17 protein-coding genes are annotated in these 18,951 nt (G+C 61.7%); 13 read left to right on the plus strand and 4 right to left on the minus strand.

Annotated features, from left to right (window positions below):
* Positions 1–456: 456 nt before the first annotated feature.
* Positions 457–1,671: a GGDEF domain-containing protein gene (locus ACVWYP_RS12495; protein WP_304498846.1), complete on the plus strand. Its 1,215-nt coding sequence runs from the start codon at positions 457–459 to the stop codon at positions 1,669–1,671.
* Between the two features lie 40 nt (positions 1,672–1,711).
* Entirely contained in the window at positions 1,712–2,332 is a 621-nt protein-coding gene (locus tag ACVWYP_RS12500) for a peptidoglycan recognition protein family protein (protein WP_304498847.1), read from the plus strand.
* 132 nt (positions 2,333–2,464) lie between these two features.
* Here the strand turns inward: ACVWYP_RS12500 and ACVWYP_RS12505 are convergent, their stop codons facing one another.
* Complete coding sequence (locus ACVWYP_RS12505) at positions 2,465–2,716, minus strand: DUF1127 domain-containing protein (RefSeq protein ID WP_304498848.1); 252 nt, start codon at positions 2,714–2,716, stop codon at positions 2,465–2,467.
* A 234-nt stretch (positions 2,717–2,950) separates the two neighbouring features.
* Here ACVWYP_RS12505 and ACVWYP_RS12510 point away from each other — a divergent pair, with 234 nt between their 5' ends.
* From ACVWYP_RS12510 to ACVWYP_RS12530, 5 genes are all read left to right on the plus strand, one after another.
* A complete protein-coding gene (locus ACVWYP_RS12510) occupies positions 2,951–4,504 on the plus strand; it encodes a winged helix-turn-helix domain-containing tetratricopeptide repeat protein (RefSeq protein WP_304498849.1) in 1,554 nt (517 codons plus the stop codon).
* Positions 4,505–4,714: 210 nt separating this feature from the next.
* On the plus strand, positions 4,715–5,590 hold the full coding sequence (locus tag ACVWYP_RS12515; RefSeq protein WP_304498850.1) for a L,D-transpeptidase: 876 nt from the start codon (positions 4,715–4,717) through the stop codon (positions 5,588–5,590).
* Between the two features lie 709 nt (positions 5,591–6,299).
* Positions 6,300–6,470 carry a hypothetical protein gene (locus ACVWYP_RS12520; protein ID WP_304498851.1) on the plus strand — a complete coding sequence of 57 codons (171 nt, stop codon included), beginning with the start codon at positions 6,300–6,302 and terminating at the stop codon, positions 6,468–6,470.
* Between the two features lie 98 nt (positions 6,471–6,568).
* Positions 6,569–6,763, plus strand: coding sequence for a hypothetical protein (locus ACVWYP_RS12525; RefSeq protein WP_304498852.1), 195 nt, complete (start codon positions 6,569–6,571; stop codon positions 6,761–6,763).
* Between the two features lie 1,325 nt (positions 6,764–8,088).
* Positions 8,089–8,502 (plus strand): GFA family protein, encoded by a 414-nt coding sequence (locus tag ACVWYP_RS12530; protein ID WP_369525580.1) that lies wholly within the window; start codon positions 8,089–8,091, stop codon positions 8,500–8,502.
* A 306-nt stretch (positions 8,503–8,808) separates the two neighbouring features.
* Here ACVWYP_RS12530 and ACVWYP_RS12535 read toward each other — a convergent pair whose 3' ends face one another.
* Complete coding sequence (locus ACVWYP_RS12535; protein WP_304498854.1) at positions 8,809–9,216, minus strand: hypothetical protein; 408 nt, start codon at positions 9,214–9,216, stop codon at positions 8,809–8,811.
* 644 nt (positions 9,217–9,860) lie between these two features.
* Here ACVWYP_RS12535 and ACVWYP_RS12540 point away from each other — a divergent pair.
* The 4 genes from ACVWYP_RS12540 (at position 9,861) to ACVWYP_RS12555 (ending at position 15,431) form a co-directional block, all read left to right on the plus strand.
* Complete coding sequence (locus ACVWYP_RS12540; RefSeq protein ID WP_304500226.1) at positions 9,861–10,787, plus strand: formylglycine-generating enzyme family protein; 927 nt, start codon at positions 9,861–9,863, stop codon at positions 10,785–10,787.
* 124 nt (positions 10,788–10,911) lie between these two features.
* On the plus strand, positions 10,912–12,588 hold the full coding sequence (locus ACVWYP_RS12545) for an arylsulfatase (protein ID WP_370143915.1): 1,677 nt from the start codon (positions 10,912–10,914) through the stop codon (positions 12,586–12,588).
* A gap of 16 nt (positions 12,589–12,604) precedes the next feature.
* Entirely contained in the window at positions 12,605–14,236 is a 1,632-nt protein-coding gene (locus ACVWYP_RS12550; protein WP_304498855.1) for an arylsulfatase, read from the plus strand.
* Between the two features lie 163 nt (positions 14,237–14,399).
* Positions 14,400–15,431: an HAD family hydrolase gene (locus ACVWYP_RS12555; protein WP_304498856.1), complete on the plus strand. Its 1,032-nt coding sequence runs from the start codon at positions 14,400–14,402 to the stop codon at positions 15,429–15,431.
* A 220-nt stretch (positions 15,432–15,651) separates the two neighbouring features.
* Here ACVWYP_RS12555 and rpoH read toward each other — a convergent pair whose 3' ends face one another.
* Positions 15,652–16,551 carry an RNA polymerase sigma factor RpoH gene (gene rpoH, locus ACVWYP_RS12560; protein ID WP_304498857.1) on the minus strand — a complete coding sequence of 300 codons (900 nt, stop codon included), beginning with the start codon at positions 16,549–16,551 and terminating at the stop codon, positions 15,652–15,654.
* A gap of 216 nt (positions 16,552–16,767) precedes the next feature.
* Positions 16,768–17,787: an RluA family pseudouridine synthase gene (locus ACVWYP_RS12565; RefSeq protein ID WP_304498858.1), complete on the minus strand. Its 1,020-nt coding sequence runs from the start codon at positions 17,785–17,787 to the stop codon at positions 16,768–16,770.
* Positions 17,788–17,808: 21 nt separating this feature from the next.
* Between ACVWYP_RS12565 and ACVWYP_RS12570 the strand changes: the two genes are divergently transcribed.
* Both ACVWYP_RS12570 and ACVWYP_RS12575 read left to right on the plus strand, forming a co-directional pair.
* Positions 17,809–18,144 carry a hypothetical protein gene (locus tag ACVWYP_RS12570; RefSeq protein ID WP_018269854.1) on the plus strand — a complete coding sequence of 112 codons (336 nt, stop codon included), beginning with the start codon at positions 17,809–17,811 and terminating at the stop codon, positions 18,142–18,144.
* Between the two features lie 126 nt (positions 18,145–18,270).
* The gene (locus tag ACVWYP_RS12575; protein WP_304498859.1) at positions 18,271–18,918 is read left to right on the plus strand and encodes a QcrA and Rieske domain-containing protein; all 648 of its coding nucleotides are present in this window, start codon (positions 18,271–18,273) and stop codon (positions 18,916–18,918) included.
* Positions 18,919–18,951: the final 33 nt, after the last annotated feature.

Here is an 18,951-nt window from a genome sequence, read left to right on the forward strand (position 1 = left end):
CTTCGCCTTCTTCGCTTTCTTAGCCATAGTATCCTCTCAGGGTTTCATGGATTGAACGCGACTCCGAGGCATGCTTGGCGGAGGGCCAGCCTCGCAACATCCTCGATATCAAACTCAGCAGATTCGGAGGCTGCTGCCGCGTGCTGTCACGGCGCCGTCATCGTGTTATCCACAGCTGTTACGTGTTTTCGCCAGTTTTTTCGCAAAGCGCGGGCATGTCGCGCGTCGCCGCGTCGTCGCATCCGTCATGCTTAACGATGCGCAAACGGCGGATGCGCAGATCTTCATCAATTCAAAACCACAGCACGGATTGCCACGTCGCGGGTGACGCTCCGTTAAGCGGCGCGGCCGCATGCTCTTCCGTAAGACAACGGGGATTGTCATTTGAGGAAGCGCCCGGGGGGCGGACGGTCATTTCAGGAGAGGCGAGGCCGATACGGGTCTCGAACAGGGGCGATGTTGAGCGTTCCGACGCTTTGGACGGTATTCATTATCAATTTTCTCGCGCTCGGGCTGATCTGGGCCTATGTCGCGCGCAGCTATCCTGCTTTCGGCGCGGCGCGGTTATGGACCGCATCGGCGCTCGTCGCCTCCGCCGGCGCCACCTGCGCGATGCTTCGCGTGATGCTGACGGACTCGCTGCTGCCGCTGCTCGCGGCGGGGACCTTGATGGTGTTCGCCGCCGGCCTTGCCGCGATGGGCATCGAGCGGTTCTACGACAAGCCCGCGACCTGGCGCGCCACCCTGCTGACCACGGCGCTGGCTTTCGCCGGTCTCGGCACCTTCATCTTCGCCTATGACAGCATGCCGATGCGCATCCTGGTCTACACCGTCGCCCAGGTCACGCCGTTCGCGCTGACGCTGAAGCTGTTGCTGTCGTCCGAGAACGGCCGCGTCAGCCCCGGTGCCCGGCTCGCCGGCATCGTCGCCTCCGTGCTGATCGGCATCTACGCGCTGCGCGCGGTCGGCGCGCTGCTGCAGCCCGGCGAGTTCTCCTTCGTCCGCTTCTCCGCGGGCCAGTCGCTGGTGATCCTGCTGATGGTGTTCCTGTCGATGGCGCTCAATTTCGGCTTCCTGCTGATGGCGATCGACCGGCTGCGCAACGAGGTCGCCGACCTCGCGCTGCTCGACGATCTCACCGGCGTCGGCAACCGCCGTCATCTCTTGCAGCGGCTGACCGAGGAATGCGCGCGCTCCGACCGCAACGGCGAGGCGTTCGCGCTGCTGGTGATCGACCTCGACGGCTTCAAGGGCATCAACGACACCCACGGCCACGCCGCCGGCGACGCCTGCCTGCAGCATTTCACGCTGATGGCGCAGACGCGGCTCCGTCCGGGCGACATGCTGGCCCGCACCGGCGGCGACGAGTTCTGCATCGTGCTGCCGTCCTCGACGCTGCGCGAGGGCGCGATGATCGCGCGCCGCGTGCTCGAGGTCTGCCGCGCCGATGCCGAGCAGTGCACCGGCAAGGACATCCCGATCGCGGTCTCGATCGGTGTCGCGCAATGGACCCGCGAGATCGGCCTGCATCCTGACCGCCTGGTCGCCGTCGCCGACCACGCGCTCTACGACGCCAAGAAGGGCGGCAAGAACGGCTACGCGACCTACGAGCCGAAGGCGCCGCCCGAGATGGTCGATCCGCTGGAGGCGACCCTGCGCAAGCGCGCCTGAGCGTGCTAACGAGGGACCGAGCGACACCGGATATTCCCCAATGATGCTTCGCCTGCTCACCGCACTCCTTGCGCTGGTCCTGTCCTCCGCCGTATCAGCCCAAACCCCCGATCTCGCGGCCATCGCGCGATCGCAAGGCACGCCCGAGATTCCCGGCTTGAAGATGGTCTGGCTGACGCCCTGGGGCGACGTTGCCAAATCGCATCCCTGGCGCAACATCATCGTGCACCAAACCGAGGGGCCGCAGGGCTCGGCGCGATACGGCGCCGAGGCGCAGCACAAGAACCCGACCCGGCGCGGCGTCATGGTCTGGGTCGAAACCGACGGCACGGTTTACTGGTCGGTCGCCGACAACCTCGTGCCGACCCACACCGACGGCGCCGATCGCAACGACAACAAATACATCGACAACAGCAAGACCTATCGCCAGGTGAACAAGGACACGTCGATCGGCGTCGAGTTCGCCGGCAATTACCCCGACGTCACGACCGGCCCGACCGACGCGCAGGTCGCGGCCTGGCGGGTGCTGGTGAAGGTGCTGCGCGCGCGTTACGGCATTCCGGCGGAGCGCGTCTACGCGCACAACTGGATCGACTTCAAGGACGCCCGCTACTGCGAGGGCTGCGCGCTCGCCACAATGGCGCGGCAGTGGGGCGAGTAGGGCGCGTACTCCATTAGAATCCGGGACGCCCGCTTGCGCGGACGAAGCGGAAACCCGATCCGGCCTCAGGATATCGCCTTCTGCCCCTCATCGGAAGTCGGTGGGCCCAACCCGGCCGTCTACCGCTGACAGTTATCGGAGCCATTCGCCGGATCGGATGCCTCTCGGGTCAATGTCTCGGTGCGAGGCGACGTAGTCGATCTCTCCGCGCGTGGTGCCGATGTCCATCAGCTCCGCGTCGCTTAGGTTGGACAAGGTGGCGCGCAATTCCTGGCGTTCGCGGCGCTCCCGAAAGGCATCCCAATATTTCCAGATGAAGCTGGAGACATGCCGGGTCGATACGGATGTCCGTTCCAGCCGCGTTGTGCCGTGCGTCGAGCTCATCGCGCAGTCTCCATGGGATGGTGTTTCTTCCACGGCTTTAGCGCTCCCCTGTTGCCACCGTGGTGTCAGGAGCCGTCATAGCCGGCACGAGGATGCCGCGAGAGCGGCGGGTAGGCTTGACCGGCGGCTTACATTTTCCTCACCTGCAGCTTATTCTTGCGATTTCCAGCCGGCCCAAGGCGCTACCCGATTATCGGGGGCTTCATCCAAGGGGATTCCAGGGGGATTCGCATCTTGCGCTATCTCTTCGAGGATTTCGCATTCGACCTTGACCGGCGCGAGTTGTATCGCGGGGCGGACGTCGTCCGCATCGCCCCGCAGGTGTTCGATCTGCTCGATTATCTGATCCGCAACAGGGAGCGCGTCGTCAGCAAGGACGACCTCATCAATGCCGTTTGGAATGGGCGCAGCGTTTCGGATGCAGCACTGACGACCCGGCTGAATGTCGCCCGAAGCGCAATCGGCGATTCCGGGGAGGAACAGCGACTGATCAAGACGTTACCACGCAAGGGATTCCGTTTCGTCGGACAGGTGCAGGAGGCGCGAGAGGTTGCAGGTCCAGATCCCGCCGATACGCCCGAGAGCGCCCCTGCGGTACCCGACAAGCCCTCCATCGCCGTGCTGCCGTTCGCGAACATGTCTGGCGACCCCGAGCAGGAATATTTCGCGGACGGGATGGTTGAGGAGATCACGACCGCGCTTTCGCGGTTCAAATGGCTGTTCGTGATCGCTCGCAATTCGAGTTTCACCTTCAAGGGCAAAGCCGTCGACATCAAGGAAGTCGGGCGCAGGCTTGGAGTCCGCTATGTCCTCGAGGGAGCCGTGCGCAAGGCGTCGGGGAAAGTTCGCATCACGTGCCAGTTGATTGAAGCGGCCACGGGCGCACATATTTGGGCGGACAGGTTCGAGCGCGACCTGACGGACGTTTTCGCGCTGCAGGACGACATCACGCTCGCTGTTGTCTCGGCTGTTCAGCCAGAGTTGTTTCAAGCAGAAATCGCAATGGCGTCGCGGCGGCGACCGGAAGACCTCACCGCATATGATCTTTATCTCCGGGCAACACAGCAAGCCGTCCGATCGACCCGCGAAAGTCTGGCCGAGGCACTCCGACTGGTGCAGCGCGCCCTGGAGCTTGACCCTGGGTTTGCTGCTGCGGCAGCTTTGGCAGGTGCCTGTCATTTGGAAAACGTGCTCAGGAGCTATGCGATCGACCAACAATTCGAACGCAAGGCGGCGCTTCGGTTTATGCGCCTGGCATTGAGCCTCGACGATCATGATCCAGGCACGTTGGCAACTGCTGCATTGATCTCGGCTCTTTTGGTCGGCGACTGTGAGGCTGAGATTGAGATGGCCGATCGGGCGGTCGCGCTCAACCCGAATTCATATAACACATGGAACCGCAGAGGCTGGGTCTATAAGATTGCGGGGCAGCCGGAGGAGGCGATCCGGAGCCTCGAACGCGCCATGCGAATGAGCCCGGTGGACCCGCTCCAATTCACAGCGTTAACCGGTATGGGATTTGCCCTTATCGAGCTTCGTCGCTTCGACGAGGCCATCGTTGCAGGGAGGAAAGCCCTGCGTCAGAACCCTTCCTATCCAGGCGCATACCGCTGCCTCGCGTCCGCTTTCGCCCATCTCGGACGGGACGCTGAGGCCCGTGAAGCGGCAGCCGGTGTGCTTGAGCTCGACCCCACTTTCACAATATCGGCGTGGATCGCTCGGAGCCGGCTTTCAATAAATGCGAAGCTGATGATCGAGGGTTTTCGCAAAGCGGGATTGCCCGAATGAGCCGCGCTCGTCCGCATCGACAGGCTGATCTATCGGGCCCGATTTTCCGCGGGGCATTTCCGGAACCGGCGATCGAATGTGGACGACGGGTGTTGCAGGACAAAGGCCGGCGTTAACGACGCTTGGCGATTTCCCCCCTGAGCGAAATCGCTTCGAGGCTTGTTAAAATTTGCCGGGTACCTCTTCCGGGCTTGGGATCGGGGGAGAGGTATGGGGAAGCGGGCCAAACGTGGAAAGATCGAAACGCTCACCCTGCCGGTCGCCGGAAGAGTTGTAGTTGGCGTCGTGGCCGCTGCCGCATTGGGGTACAGCTTGCTGTGGCGGCCGGCGAGCGTTCAATCGATACGGAAGCAAGCCGCGCACCAGGTGCCGGCGCCATCTAGTCCGCCGCCGTCGACTCCCATTCACGTAGCGGCGCCGGTTCAGGCTCCAGCGCCAGCTCCGGTTCCAATCCCGGTCCCCGCACCCCGGATCGAAACACCAAAAGCCGCTGATGCTCCCGGACGACTTGTTCGGCAGGTGGTTGACTACGTCAGTCACCAGCCGCCGGGCACCGTCGTCATCGATACCGGAAACACATTCCTCTATCTCGTTCTGAACGGCGGGCAGGCGATGCGCTACGGCATCGGTGTCGGCCGCGAAGGCTTCACATGGTCCGGTGAACAGGTCGTGGCCCGCAAGACAGAATGGCCGGATTGGCGTCCGCCGGCAGAGATGCTTACGCGCCAGCCTTATCTGCCGCGGTTTATGGCAGGCGGTCCCGGCAATCCGCTCGGTGCCCGGGCGATTTATCTGGGCGATACCGAATATCGCATTCACGGCACCAACAAGCCCGATACGATCGGGAAGCGGGTTTCGTCCGGCTGCATCCGGCTGACCAATGACGACGTCACGGACCTTTATGAGCGGGTGAAGGTCGGAGCGAAAGTGATCGTGCTTCCGGCACAAGCTGCGCATCGACCATCCCCGGGTGCGCCGCCCGACGCCGCCTCCTCATCGCAGGAATCGGCGTCACCGTCGAACCGGCCCTCGGCAGCCAACGCGCAACCGCAGTCATCTCGACCGAAGATGGCCGACGCCCAGTAGCTCAAGGCAGGACTTGCGTGGGTCGTTCGATGATCGCTTCGAGTCTGAGCCGTAGGCTTCGAAGTCGATAATGCGGAATGTGACAGTTGCGGCACTAATATACGAGTTTCTATTGCCGCCCGGTTTAGCCACCACGGGCGGCTTTTGACCCGCAGCGGACTCCCGGCCAACTGCCATGTTCCCGAATTGGTCTGGTATCACCATCCGTTCTGACAGGACGGTGGAGTGCTGTCCGTCTTAGGCACCCGGCGCAGGCGCAACTCACATAAAATAGGGGCCGCCAACGTAAGCGACCCCTGCCGGATAACCAAAAAAATGATCTTTATGAAATAGCCCGGTATTAGGACCCTAGGCCTCTTCTGCTTCAAAGCAGATTCCGTAGAAGCACGGTGGCAAGAAACGGCCCCAGCGCGTTGGAACGAACACTGGGGCCGCCTCACCGCGCCGTCTCTGGAGAATTGCAGATCATGACAGGCCTGTCTCTCTGGTGTTTCACCCTCCGTCCTAATTTGTCGGAGCTTGGTTCGAGTTTCCGAGTGGCCTGTTCTGAATTAACCCATAGCAAATGCTGTCGTCCGCCAACTATTCTCTCGTCGCGGCGCAGGGGTGTTACCACGGGTTTCCATGGGTGAACCGAGTTTCCCTAATTAAGTCCGGAACGGACTTAACTCCGGTCTGTTGGGTCAGCATGATCGGTGGAGATCATGCGATGCTCAAAGCAGAAGAAGCTATCCGTCGCTGCAAGTGCGGCCGAGAGCTGACCAACCTCCGCAGCTTTCCCGACACGCAGACTGGAACGCGCTTCCTGACGCAACGCTGCGAGGCGTGCGGAGAGGTCAGCATTATCCTGTTTGAGGAAAAGGGAGCGGCGTCGCAATGAACCTCGTCGGCCGCCTCAGTTGGCGAGCCCGAGGAACGTTGCGCGGCTTCCCGACTTGAGTCCCTCGTTCCGGGCAGGAACCCAATGAGGAAATTCGCATGGGACCAATTAGACGCCGGAGCATTCAAACTGAGACGCTGGAACAGCGGCTTGCCGGCCAGGCCGAAGAGATGCGCGAACGGGCCAAGTCGATGCCGCCAGGTGTTGAGAAGGAGGCGCTGTTGAAGCGCGCCAGGCAAGCCGAGACCGGCGCACACGTGAGCGAGTGGCTACGCTCTCCCGGGCCGACGTGAATCGAGAGGAGGCTAAGCAAGAACTCGAACAGAAGCTGCGCGGCTATCGTGGGCTTTCGGAGCGTTTCGCCGATGACGCTCTGCGGTTTTTGCTCATGGACATAATCAAGGACATCGAAGAGCAAATAGCGGAGCTGGACCGCCGGCCTTAGCAACCTTCCGCTCGCTCAGCCGTATCTCTCCTGCTGGAGGATTGCATTTTCCAGTTTGAGTGCCAGCGCCGCCAAGTCTTATACAGCTTGGTCGCGCTGTGCGCTTGAATGTCAGAGTCTAATAAGGGCACCTCACACCTTGGCTTTCTTACCTATGTGAATGGATTTATCGACCGATCCTGCGATCCTATGGCATGGCCGGTTCCGAACAAGCGTTGCGCACTCAAATGCGCTTTCACTTAGAGGCAGCTTCGGCGGACGCCGAAGAGCTGCATGACACACGCACTCAAGCCGTTGTTGATAGAGTGCTGCAAGAGGTTGAGCAGGACGAAAAGCCGGGCCCTAGACTAAAGAGCAAGGCCGCCAGCCCAATCCGTAGGAACCACCTCCAAGTACAGATATTGAGAATAGGGTCTGTGGTGCGACGCTTTGAAACACCAAGTTCGTGCCATCCACCCGGAACGGCCCATCGTCGATCGCGCGGTTGGCGGTGGGCCGGTTCTTGTTTAGAGCTGCTTTAACTGGTGGTGTCTTTCATTCAGCCGAACCAGCAGTAATTCAGGCCCATGGTTGAGCCAGTGCTCGTGCACTTGAGCACGCTGCATGGCCCGATGGATATCGAACGCATCATTTCGATCGTCCAGTCAAAACGGCCTTATCCGCTTCTAGCCCTTAGCCGACCTTTGCTCGGAAGGCAGCAATATCCGCTTTCGGGAGGCAAGCCGACCGAGGCCAAGCGGGCCGCCATGGTCGGCTTGTGACCCGCAAGAGACATTGGCCCTCACCCATAATAGGCAGCCCAGCTTTGATGACCTGGGTTGAATGCACCATCTCAGGGCCTGTTGCGCAGCTTCCGATCCGCGCCGATTACAACCTTGCGAGCCTAAACCCGTGTTGTCGAAGATTCGTCAGATTCTAGACGCAACCATAAGTTTAAGTATACTCGAAGGGGGCATCGAATTGTCGCAGCCACAGCCGGAGGAATAATGAATGATTGGCTATGTGACGCTGGGGACTAACGATTTGCCGAGAGCCGCGGCCTTCTATTTCCGCGATTTGGACGGCAACAAATTAAACGCGTTCGCAATGGAATCGACCCAATAGTAATCTAAGGTTGTGACAGGACGAAATGTCGTATCATCTCTAATCGCAGAGGGGGACAACATGACGCGTATGGCGAGCTGCCAGTGCGGACAGCTAAGTCTCACGGTTGAAGGCGAACCCGCCTTGGTTTCAGCCTGTAACTGCACGCGATGTCAGAAGCGTTCGGGATCTGCATTCGCACTTTCGTCCCGGTGGAACTCTAACCAGGTGAGGGATCGTTCGGGCAAGGGCCTAACTTATAGTCGCAAGGGTGCGTCAGGCGGGAACGTCCTATTCGTGTTTTGTCCCGTATGTGGTTCGACAGTGAGCACAAGTCTTGAACTTTTGCCCGACGTCATCGGCATTCCGGTTGGATGCTTCGCCGATCCCGCTTTCCCTGCGCCCAAGGTAGCTGCCTGGTGCGAGTCAAAGCTTGAATGGGTTCGTTTTCCTGATGGACTTCTCTTGCTGAGGGATCAGACCCAACCAATGGATACGCGCTAGGTGTCGTGGCACTTTCGGATCGGCTGCTACCGCTCCTGGCCCTTAGCCGACGTGACCAGGAGCGCCTCGTTTGTCCGCGCCCGAGGCTGATGCGGACATTCTCTACGGGCATCCGTCCTGGATCGAGGTGCGTGCCGAAGCAGCGTGCCAAATCCAGCTTCGTAGGATGGGTGGCGCGAAGCGATACCCATCGACCTTGTGCTGCGCGCGTTACGCCCTCTGACCCGAAGCGGTCCTGCATGCGGATGGCGCGTCGTCGCGTGCGCCATCCGCTCCTGCAATCAATCTCTTGCGAAGAAAAGAGCCTTAGGCCTTCAGGTCCGTGATCCGCATGATCGCGACCACGTTCCCATCATTGTACGCCTGTTCTTTTGTTTCCTTGTTACAGGTCCAGACAAAATTCTTCTTGCCCGTAAAGGTCTTTCCCTCCTGATCAAGCCGAAGCTCCCCTTCGGTGATATGGCAGATCATGGCATTCATCATCGGGGGACCCATGGTCTTCGATCCCGGCTGCATAATGACATCGCGCATCGAGACCGTCTTGAATCCCGGGATCAGGGATGGTGTCTCGCCTTCATATTCACGCACCACGACACCTGGCCAGGGTGCCGTATCCTTGTAGCCCGTGGCTTGAGCCTCGGCGGGCTTGATCATGGCAGTCGAAACCGCTGCCAACGCGATTCCCAGTGCGGACCTTCGATCGACCTTCCTCATCGCTTTTCTCCCGACGTTACCGAACGAGCCGCCGCAAATGCAGCGCGCAAAGTTCGTGGTGAACGGTGGTGCGAAACCGAAAAAAGAACGGCCTCTAAGAGAGCGTGCCTGCCGATAGCACCAGTGCTGCTCGTTTGCCCGGACGGTGATTTCGGCGCGTCCCGTTTCAAGGGCCGTGACATTCTACGCCACCTGACGCATCCGGGGAACAGGTGGCGTTGCACGAAGACACTGCGGCCTGTCGGAAATGTCCGAAATTGGCCCTTATCCGGCTTGAACCAAGCGCGCCTCGCTTGTCCGAGGCTGATGCGGACATTCGTAGGCAGGCGGATCTAAGGGCATACGTCCAGTGCTTCCCGGAATGCTGCTCCCGAAGGCAGTCCCGCTTTGATCTAGATCAAGATCGCCTTAATCGAGTGAGTGTCATCTGTATCAACTTCAGGGCGGCCATTGCGGCACTGCGGCATCCGTGGGTCGAACAGAGGCCGCGCGCGCAGATTCGGATATTGGACCACGGTCCGATATCACGCGGGGGTTTTGCCTCGTAGCGTGGAAAAGATCGGCTGGGAGGTGACGCCTTGCGAGCGAAGTCCAGGCGCGCGCGCGATATCGCCATTTGCGATGGTCCGTCAGATATCGACCAGATGATCTGCATACCCGGCGGGACATTCCGCATGGGATCGGACAAGCATTATCCGGAGGAGGCGCCGGCACATCGGGTGAGTGTCGATGGCTTCTGGATGGATCGCCATCCTGTCACAAACAAGCAGTTCGGAAAGTTCGTCAAGGCTACAGGTCACGTTACCGTGGCCGAGATTGCGCCCGACCCGAGAGACTATCCCGGGATTCTGCCGCACATGATTTATGCGGGCTCCTTGATGTTCTTGCCGCCACGGCACCCGGTCGGCCTGCGCGATTTCAGCCAGTGGTGGACCTTCGCCAGGGGGGCTGACTGGCGGCATCCCTACGGACCGAATAGCAACATCGATGCGCTCGATCATCATCCCGTCGTGCACGTGGCTTTCAACGACGCGCTTGCCTACGCGCAATGGGCTGGCAAGGAACTGCCGACCGAAGCGGAGTGGGAGATTGCGGCACGCGGCGGGCTCGATGACGCCGAATATGCGTGGGGTGACGAATTCATGCCGCGCGGCCATCACATGGCTAACACCTGGCAGGGTGATTTTCCGCACCAAAACACCAATGCCGACGGTTTCGAACGCACCTCGCCAGTCACCGCATTCCCGCCGAACGGCTACGGCCTTTACGACATGATCGGCAACGTCTGGGAATGGACAGCCGACTGGTATTCCCCCAGGCACGAGGCGGATGTGACGAAGGCCTGCTGCATCCCGGAGAATCCGCGCGGCGGGCGTGAGACCGACAGCTACGACCCAAGAACAACCAACGTGAAGATTCCACGGAAGGTCATCAAAGGCGGCTCGCATTTGTGCGCACCGAATTACTGCCGACGCTACCGGCCGGCAGCGCGTCACGCGGAGCCGGTTGATACTTCCACGAGTCATCTTGGCTTTCGATGCATCAGTCGGGGAGTTCCCAATGCATCATAAACAGGAGAGCGTAGCCATGTTGAGTTCAATATTGCCCGACGAGCCGTCGCCCCCTACTGGAACGCCGCCCCGCAAGACATCTGGCTGGCTCAAGGGGACCTGTGCCTCGCTGCTCAGCACGACGATGCTGATGGCGTTGTCCGGGCCGGTCAGTACGCCGGCCTTGGCGCAAAACCAGCAAAAGCCAAACATTCTCTTTATCATGGGTGACGACATCGGCTGGATGCAGCCGAGCATCTACCATCGCGGATTGATGGTCGGGGAGACGCCCAACATCGATCGCATCGGCAACGAAGGCGCGATGTTCACGCACTATTACGCCGAGCAGAGCTGCACGGCCGGGCGTACGGCCTTCTTAACCGGCATGCAGCCCGTTCGCGTCGGCATGGTCTTGCCGGAAATTCCCGGTAGCCCATCCTATCTGCGGACGGGGACGCCGACGCTTGCCAAGTTCCTGCTCGATCTCGGCTACACCACCGGCGAGTTCGGCAAGAACCATCTCGGCGACCACACCGAGTCGCTGCCGGCTGCGCAAGGCTTCCAGGAATACTGGGGCTATCTCTATCACCTCGACGCCATGCAAGGGGTGAGCTTCCCCGACATCAACAAGACCGCGACCCAGCAGACCCTTGCGCCGCCATGCAAGAACACGCCGATCCCCGGCGTGGCTGAGGTCCCCGGCGCTGTAGATCCCAGGACCACGGTTTGCCTGACGCCGCCGCGCCCGATGCTCGCCTGCAAGTCCTCGGACGGCACCGCAAAGAACATGACCTGCAAGGACGAGGGCCCGCTGACTCTCGAGCGATCCAAGACCGTGGACGAAGAAATCTCGGCCAAGGTCGTTGACTTCCTCGATCGCAACGACCCGAAGAAGACGAACAAGCCGTTCTTCGCCTGGTACAACCCGGCGCGCATGCACATCACGACCGTGCTGCCGGACAAGTATCTGAACATGGTGGGCGAGCCTGGCGGCAAGGATTGGGGCGTCAACGAAGCCGGCATGAAGCAGATGGATGACAACATCGGCGTGGTACTGAAGAAGCTCGAAGACATGGGCCAACTCGACAACACGATCGTCGTCTTCACCACCGACAACGGCGCCGAGACAATTACCTTCCCGGACGGTGGCGTCACACCGTTCAAGGGCGGCAAGCTGAGCACCTGGGAGGGCGGCATGCGCGCTCCGATGGTGATTCGCTGGCCCGGCGTCATCAAGCCCGGCACGGTCAAGAACGAAATGTTTTCCGCCCTCGACTGGCTCCCGACCCTCGTCGAGATCGCCGGCGGACCCAAGGGCGACGCACTGAAGCAACAGGTCGAGGCCGGCTATCCTAATATGGTCAAGACCACCCTCGACGGTGTTAATCAGATCGACTATCTGAGCGGCAAGTCCGACAAGTCGGCCCGCGACCACTTCCTGTATTACTCCGGCAAGGAGCCGTCGGCGGTCCGCTACAAGAACTGGAAGATGTACTTCGCGATGGTGTCGGACTCACCAGCTGGCTTCATTGCCGGTGTGCAGCCCTACTCCTGGACCCAGGTCGTCAACATCAAGCGCGATCCTTTCGAAACCTCCGTTGGTACACAGCTGAAGACGTTGTTCGGCATGGCCGGGGCTATTGCTTCTCCGTCTACTGCCTACGTCTATGATTGGAACATGCTGCCGATCGGCCAGCAGCTGTGGCTGAGGCACCTGGAGACCTTCATCAAATTCCCGCCGCTGCAGGACCCGGCCAGCTACAACCTGGAACAGGTCATGCAGCGAGTGAAGGACATGAAGACGGCCGGCCGAAGCGACTAATGACAAACATCAGGTCGTGATTGAGAACAACAGAAGCGGCCGGCGCGAAAGCGCCGGCCGCCTGTCCCCGGGCATCCAGAAACTCCACGAGAAACGCAAGATGGGCTCTCAACGAAGATTGGGCGAAGCTCTCTCTGACTGCGACCGCCGGAGATCGAGGATGAATCGACGCAGACACATCTGTTTCGGCATGGTGGCATCGTTCGTCGCCATGATGGTCGCTCCCGCGTCAGCACAACAGCAAAAGCCGAACATTCTCCTCATTCTCGCCGACAACATCGGCTATGGCGACATCGGAGCTTACGGCGGCGGCGAACTGCGCGGGGCGCCGACGCCGCGCATCGACCGGCTTGCCGCCGAAGGCTTGCGGCTGACGCAGTTTCTGGTCGAGCCGTCCTGTACCCCGTCGCGCGCCGCCTTGATGACCGGACGCTATTCCATTCGCTCCGGTCTGTCGCTGGTTGCTGTCGAGGGGACTCCAATCTCGCTGCCGGCAACAGAAATCACCATGGGTGGAATGCTACGCGAGGCAGGCTACGCCACGGCGATCTTTGGCAAATGGCATCTCGGTGCCCAGCCTTACAGCCAGCCGCAGAACAAGGGCTTCGACGAATTCTACGGCATCCCACCCGGCGACACCTGGGATGCCTTCCTCATGATCGAGCAGGCTCGGCAAACCAAGACGCTCGATATCACGATCGATAAGGGGCCACAGATCGTGGAGGCCGCGCGTGGGGAGCCGCTCAAAGCGGTGAAACCCTACACGGCGGACGTGCGGCGCGAGATCGACTGGGAGCTGGCGGAGCGCGGCGTCGATTTCATGCGGCGCCAGAAGGCCGTCGGCAAACCGTTCTTCCTCTATCTGCCGATATCGCGGACGCACTTTCCGAACCTGCCGTCAAAGCGGTTCGAGGGCCGGTCCCGCGTCGGCCAGTTCGGTGATTCCCTGATGGAAGGCGATGCCATCGTCGGCAGAATGCTCGATGCACTCGATCAGCTCGGTCTCGCGCGCGACACCATCGTGGTGTTCGCGTCCGACAATGGCCCTGACGGTCCCGTCTCGCGCCCATTCGGCGGCGACATGCCGGACATGGGCTCGTCCGGGCCGTGGCGCGGGGCGCTGGGTGACATAAGTGAAGGGGCGATCCGCACCGCCGCCATCATTCGCTGGCCGGAGCGAGTAAGGCCTCGATCGTCCAACGCGATGTTTTCGATCATGGATTTCTTCCCGACCTTCGCGCGGATTGCCGGCGGCAAGGTGCCGGATGATCGCCCGATCGACGGTGTCGACCAGACCGACCTGCTGCTTGGCGGGAACGACAACGGGCGTCGCGAACATCTCCTAACTTTCGTCGGCCCGTCTCTCGTTGCGGTGCGCTGGAAGCAGTTCCGCATCTATTTTGTCGACGTGGCGCCAGGCCGCAGCGGCGCCGGCGGCGCGACCCTATTGGGAGGAGTCGGCGCCAGCGCAGCGCCGATGAACGGCTATCCCAAGGTGTTCAATATCGAAGCGGACCCCCACGAAGAACACAACATCGGAGAGATGTACGAATGGGTGATCGGCCCGGCACTGAAGACGGTCGAGGAATACAAGGCAAGCCTCGTGAAATCGCCGAACCCGCCGGCCGCGAACATGACTCGCTTTTGAACAGCGACATGCAGCAACGCAATTCAACGCCATGGAGATCGAGGATGAGTACGACCCCGAACACTTGGCCCAGCATTCTCGCCATCATTGGCGGCGACATCGGCTGCTGCAACATCAGCGCCTTCAACCGTGGCACTGAGCGGCACTATCCGGGGAGGCGATCATGAATCCGCAGTTTCCTCACATGGACCGCCGCGTCCTCCTCTCCTCGCTGGCGACCGTCCCCTTGCTCTCTGCTCTACTCCGTTCCGCGCCCGCGGTGGCGCAAGCGCAGCGCGATCCATTGCCGTCATGGAACGAGGGCGCGACCAAGGCTTCGATCCTCGATTTTGTCACCCGCGTCACGACGCAAGGCGGACCCTTCTTCGTTCCTGTCGAGCAGCGCATCGCGACCTTCGATAACGACGGCACCCTTTGGGTCGAGCAGCCGATGTATGTGCAATTGGCCTTCGCCCTCGACCGAGTGAAGGCGCTGGCGCCAATGCATCCGGACTGGAAGACCAAGCAGCCGTTCGCAGCGGTGCTGGACGGTGACGTGAAGGCGTTGGCGGCTTCCGGCGAAAAAGGGTTGGTCGAAATCATCGCCGTAACGCATGCCGGCATGACAACGGCAGAATTCGAGAAGATCGTCATCGATTGGCTCGCGACCGCGCGAGATCAGCGCTTCAAGCGGCCTTATACTGAACTGATCTACCAGCCGATGCTGGAATTGCTGGCCTACCTTCGGTCCAACGGCTTCAAGACCTTCATCGCGTCAGGCGGCGGCATCGAGTTCATGCGCCCGTGGACTGAGAGGATTTACGGAGTGCCGCCGGAGCATGTCATTGGGTCGTCGATCAAGACCCGGTTTGAGATCAAAGACGGCGCGCCAACGCTTTTCCGGCTGCCCGAAGTCAACTTCATCGATGACAAAGCAGGAAAGCCGATCGGTATCAACGAGCACATCGGTCGGCGTCCAATCGCAGCATTTGGAAACTCCGACGGCGATCTCGAAATGTTGCAATGGGCGACGCTCGGCTCCAGCGGCGCACGGTTTGGTCTGATCGTTCATCATACCGACGCCGAGCGCGAATACGCCTACGACCGCCAGTCACATTTTGGGAAACTCGAGGTAGCGCTCGACGCCGCGGCGGTGAACAGGTGGACCGTGGTCGACATGAAGAAGGATTGGAAGCGGATCTTTGCATTCGAATAGGTGAGGTCACCGGCTGACCTTGGCCCTGTACTCAGCGGAGTTTCGGGGCCGGGCCCGAAGTTGACTCGCAGTCCTCCCGAGGCTGATGCGGACATTCGTCGGCAGGCGGATTGATGGTTACACGCCCCGGATCGAGGCGCGTGCCGAGCCCCACTTTGCAAACAACAAAAAAGCCGGCGTTGCCGCCGGCTTTCGTGTCTGTTGGCTCACTGCTGCGCGATCAGTGCGCGGCTTCGAGAGCGGCGGCTTCCTGCCGGGCGATCGTGCCCTTGACGGCCGACTGCACCTTCTCGAACGCGCGGACCTCGATCTGCCGCACGCGCTCGCGCGACACGCCGAACTCGGCGGCGAGGTCTTCCAGCGTCATCGGCTCGTCCGCCAGACGCCGCGCCTCGAAGATGCGGCGTTCGCGCGGGTTGAGCACGCCGATCGCACCGTTCAGGGCCTGGCGGCGATGATCGAACTCCTCGCTCTCGGCCATCAGGGCTTCGGCGTTGGGCGAGTTGTCGACCAGCCAGTCCTGCCATTCGCCGGCTTCGCCGTCGTCGCGGATCGGGGCGTTGAGCGACGCGTCACCGCCGAGGCGGCGGTTCATGTCGATCACGTCCTGATCGGTCACGCCGAGGCGCTTGGCAATCAGCTTCACCTGGTCGGGGTGAAGATCACCCTCTTCCAGGGCGGAGATCTTGCTCTTCGCCTTGCGCAGATTGAAGAAGAGCTTCTTCTGGTTCGCGGTGGTGCCCATCTTCACGAGCGACCAGGAACGCAGAATGTACTCTTGTATTGACGCCTTGATCCACCACATGGCGTAAGTGGCGAGACGGAAGCCCTTCTCGGGCTCGAATCGCTTAACCGCCTGCATCAGGCCGACATTGCCTTCCGAGACGACCTCGGAGATCGGCAAGCCGTAGCCGCGATAGCCCATGGCGATCTTGGCCACGAGCCTGAGATGGCTGGTGACGAGCTTATGCGCCGCGTCGCGATCGTCATGCTCGCGCCAACGCTTGGCGAGCATGTACTCCTGCTGGGGTTCCAGCATCGGGAACTTGCGGATCTCGGCGAGGTATCGAGAGAGGCCGGATTCTCCATTGAGGACCGGCAACGAAGCTGTACGGGCCATTTGAGCGCCCTCCAGTGGTTCAGGCCCCCGATAGCGGCGGGCCCGGCAGGTGGCCGCTGGGTTAAAGCCGGCCATGCTGCGATGTTCCGCGCTGGATATTCAGCGCAGGTGCAACATACACCAAACTGTCCGTGATAGGGAAGGATTGCTGACGTCACGTCCCCGTGTGGCAGGTATAACCTGTTGTCATAACGCGGCTTTTCCGGGAGGGGTGCGTCATACCGCCGCTTCCAGCGCCCGTTGCAGAAGAAGCAAATCCTCCGGCAAAGGCGCCTCCCAGTGCAAAAGTTCTCCGGTCCGGGGGTGCTCCAATGCCAGCAGATAGGCGTGCAGGGCCTGCCGGCCGAGCGCGGTGAGTGCGTCCTTACCTTCCGCGCCGAGCTGCCCGGCCTTGGTCTTGAAGTGGGCGCCGTAGACGCTGTCGCCGAGCAGGGGATGGCCGAGATGGGCGAGGTGCACCCGGATCTGATGGGTCCGCCCGGTCTCGAGCCGGCACGCGAGCAGGGAGGCGACCGGCTTGCCGTCGCGGCCGGCAAAGCTCGAGAGCACTTCGAAATGGGTGATCGCCTCGCGGCCGCCCTGGCGCACCGCCATCTTCTCGCGGGCGTGCGGGTGGCGGTCGATCGGCGCGTCGATCGTGCCGTGGGGCCGGTTCGGGACGCCCCAGACGAACGCCATGTAGCCGCGCTCCATCGGGCCGGTGCGGCCATGGTCGGCGAACTGCGCGGTCAGCGACTGGTGGGCGTGGTCGTTCTTGGCGACCACCATCAGTCCCGTGGTGTCCTTGTCGAGGCGGTGCACGATGCCCGGCCGCTTGACCCCGCCGATGCCGGACAGGCTCGAGCCGCAATGCGCGATCAGCGCGTTGACCAGCGTGCCGCTGGCGTGGCCGGCGGCGGGATGCACGACGAGGCCCCTCGGCTTGTCGATGACGATGATGTCGTCGTCCTCGAACACGATATCGAGCGCGATGTCTTCGCCCTGCGGCTCGGCGGGCGCGGCCTCCGGCACGTCGATTATGATCGTATCGCCCTTGGCGACATGATAAGCGGGGTCGCGGACGACGGCGTCCTTGACGGTCACGGAACCGGCGAGGATCAGCGCCTTCAGCCGGGACCGCGACAGCTCGGGACTGCGCTGCGCGAGCACGCGGTCAAGCCTGGCCGAGCCCTCGTCGCCGGCGACGACGACCTCCAGCTTCCGACCGCCATTCGAAGAGACTTGTTGCGAAGACACTTGCAAAGATAGAGCCTTGTGATGACCGACACCGCTGTGACCGAACCGACCCCCGACCAGGCCGCGCTGATCGCGCGGGTGCGGCGCATGATGCTGATCGCGGGCCTGACCTCGGCACTGGCCGTGGCCGTCGTATTGATTGCCATCGGCTACCGCCTTTATCGCAGCGAGGGAAGCCCCGTTTCCGTTTCTGACGTCACTGCTGCGCTGCCGAAAGGCGCGCGCATCGTCGCCACCGGGGTCGCCGGCGAGCGATTGATCCTCACGCTTGATGTGGGCGGTGCAACAGAGATTCGCACATTTGATGCAAAGACGCTGAAACCTGTCGGCAGGCTGAGCTTCGTCAACGAACCCTGATCGCAGCAATCGCGAAGCCGCGCCGTCGATCAACCAAAAGCTGCAGCGTATTTTTTGCGCATGCGTTCGTGCATCGAGAAGGTGTGCCGCCATCTTTTCGGCCGAGTTGCACGTTCAGCTTGCGCCATGTCGCGATCCAACCCGAGCGCTTCCATCGAACAGTCTGGTGAGTCCGATGCGTCGGGCTCGTGCGCCGACCCGACGCGCCGCGCGGTGTTGACCGCGCTCGCGAGCTGCGCCTGCCTCGCCGCGATCGAGCCTGCGGCCGCCGACGATGACGAACAGCCCGGCGCCAATGAGCGGCCGCAAAAAGCCGATCGGCTCGTGCGCGCCGAAGGCGACAAGGCGGGCCAGGTCATCAAGCCGGAAGATCTCACCTTGGGCGGCCCGCCCATTCGCGCCTGGCCGCAGGACCCGAACACCTCGGTCGTCCGCAAGGGCTCGCGGCTGAACGAGGTCGTGCTCGTCAAGCTCGATCCGAGCGAGCTCGACGATGCGACGCGCGCCCGCGCCCCTGACGGCATCGTCTGCTACTCGGTCGTCTGCACGCATGCCGGATGTCCGATCACCGCTTGGTTGAAGGAAGAGCAGGGCGACAAGAACGTCCTGAAATGCCTCTGTCACAACTCCGAATACGATCCGCGGCAGAATGCGCAGGTCGTGTTCGGGCCGGCGCCACGTCGCCTCGCGGCATTGCCGCTGACGGTTGCCGACGGCGCGATCACGGTCGCAGCGCCATTCGTCGGAAAGGTGGGTGCTCAGCAAGGAGGATGAGGCCACATCGGGATTTCTGCATGACCTAAACTG

Source organism: Bradyrhizobium sp. USDA 3262, assembly GCF_054060035.1.

Coding starts and splice junctions, on each gene's coding strand:
- ACVWYP_RS12495 (WP_304498846.1), top strand. CDS start 457: ATGTTGAGCGTTCCGACGCTTTGGACGGTATTCATTATCAATTTTCTC.
- ACVWYP_RS12500 (WP_304498847.1), top strand. CDS start 1,712: ATGATGCTTCGCCTGCTCACCGCACTCCTTGCGCTGGTCCTGTCCTCC.
- ACVWYP_RS12505 (WP_304498848.1), bottom strand. CDS start 2,716: ATGAGCTCGACGCACGGCACAACGCGGCTGGAACGGACATCCGTATCG.
- ACVWYP_RS12515 (WP_304498850.1), top strand. CDS start 4,715: ATGGGGAAGCGGGCCAAACGTGGAAAGATCGAAACGCTCACCCTGCCG.
- ACVWYP_RS12520 (WP_304498851.1), top strand. CDS start 6,300: ATGCTCAAAGCAGAAGAAGCTATCCGTCGCTGCAAGTGCGGCCGAGAG.
- ACVWYP_RS12525 (WP_304498852.1), top strand. CDS start 6,569: ATGGGACCAATTAGACGCCGGAGCATTCAAACTGAGACGCTGGAACAG.
- ACVWYP_RS12530 (WP_369525580.1), top strand. CDS start 8,089: ATGGCGAGCTGCCAGTGCGGACAGCTAAGTCTCACGGTTGAAGGCGAA.
- ACVWYP_RS12535 (WP_304498854.1), bottom strand. CDS start 9,216: ATGAGGAAGGTCGATCGAAGGTCCGCACTGGGAATCGCGTTGGCAGCG.
- ACVWYP_RS12540 (WP_304500226.1), top strand. CDS start 9,861: ATGATCTGCATACCCGGCGGGACATTCCGCATGGGATCGGACAAGCAT.
- ACVWYP_RS12545 (WP_370143915.1), top strand. CDS start 10,912: ATGCTGATGGCGTTGTCCGGGCCGGTCAGTACGCCGGCCTTGGCGCAA.
- ACVWYP_RS12555 (WP_304498856.1), top strand. CDS start 14,400: ATGAATCCGCAGTTTCCTCACATGGACCGCCGCGTCCTCCTCTCCTCG.
- rpoH (WP_304498857.1), bottom strand. CDS start 16,551: ATGGCCCGTACAGCTTCGTTGCCGGTCCTCAATGGAGAATCCGGCCTC.
- ACVWYP_RS12570 (WP_018269854.1), top strand. CDS start 17,809: ATGACCGACACCGCTGTGACCGAACCGACCCCCGACCAGGCCGCGCTG.
- ACVWYP_RS12575 (WP_304498859.1), top strand. CDS start 18,271: ATGTCGCGATCCAACCCGAGCGCTTCCATCGAACAGTCTGGTGAGTCC.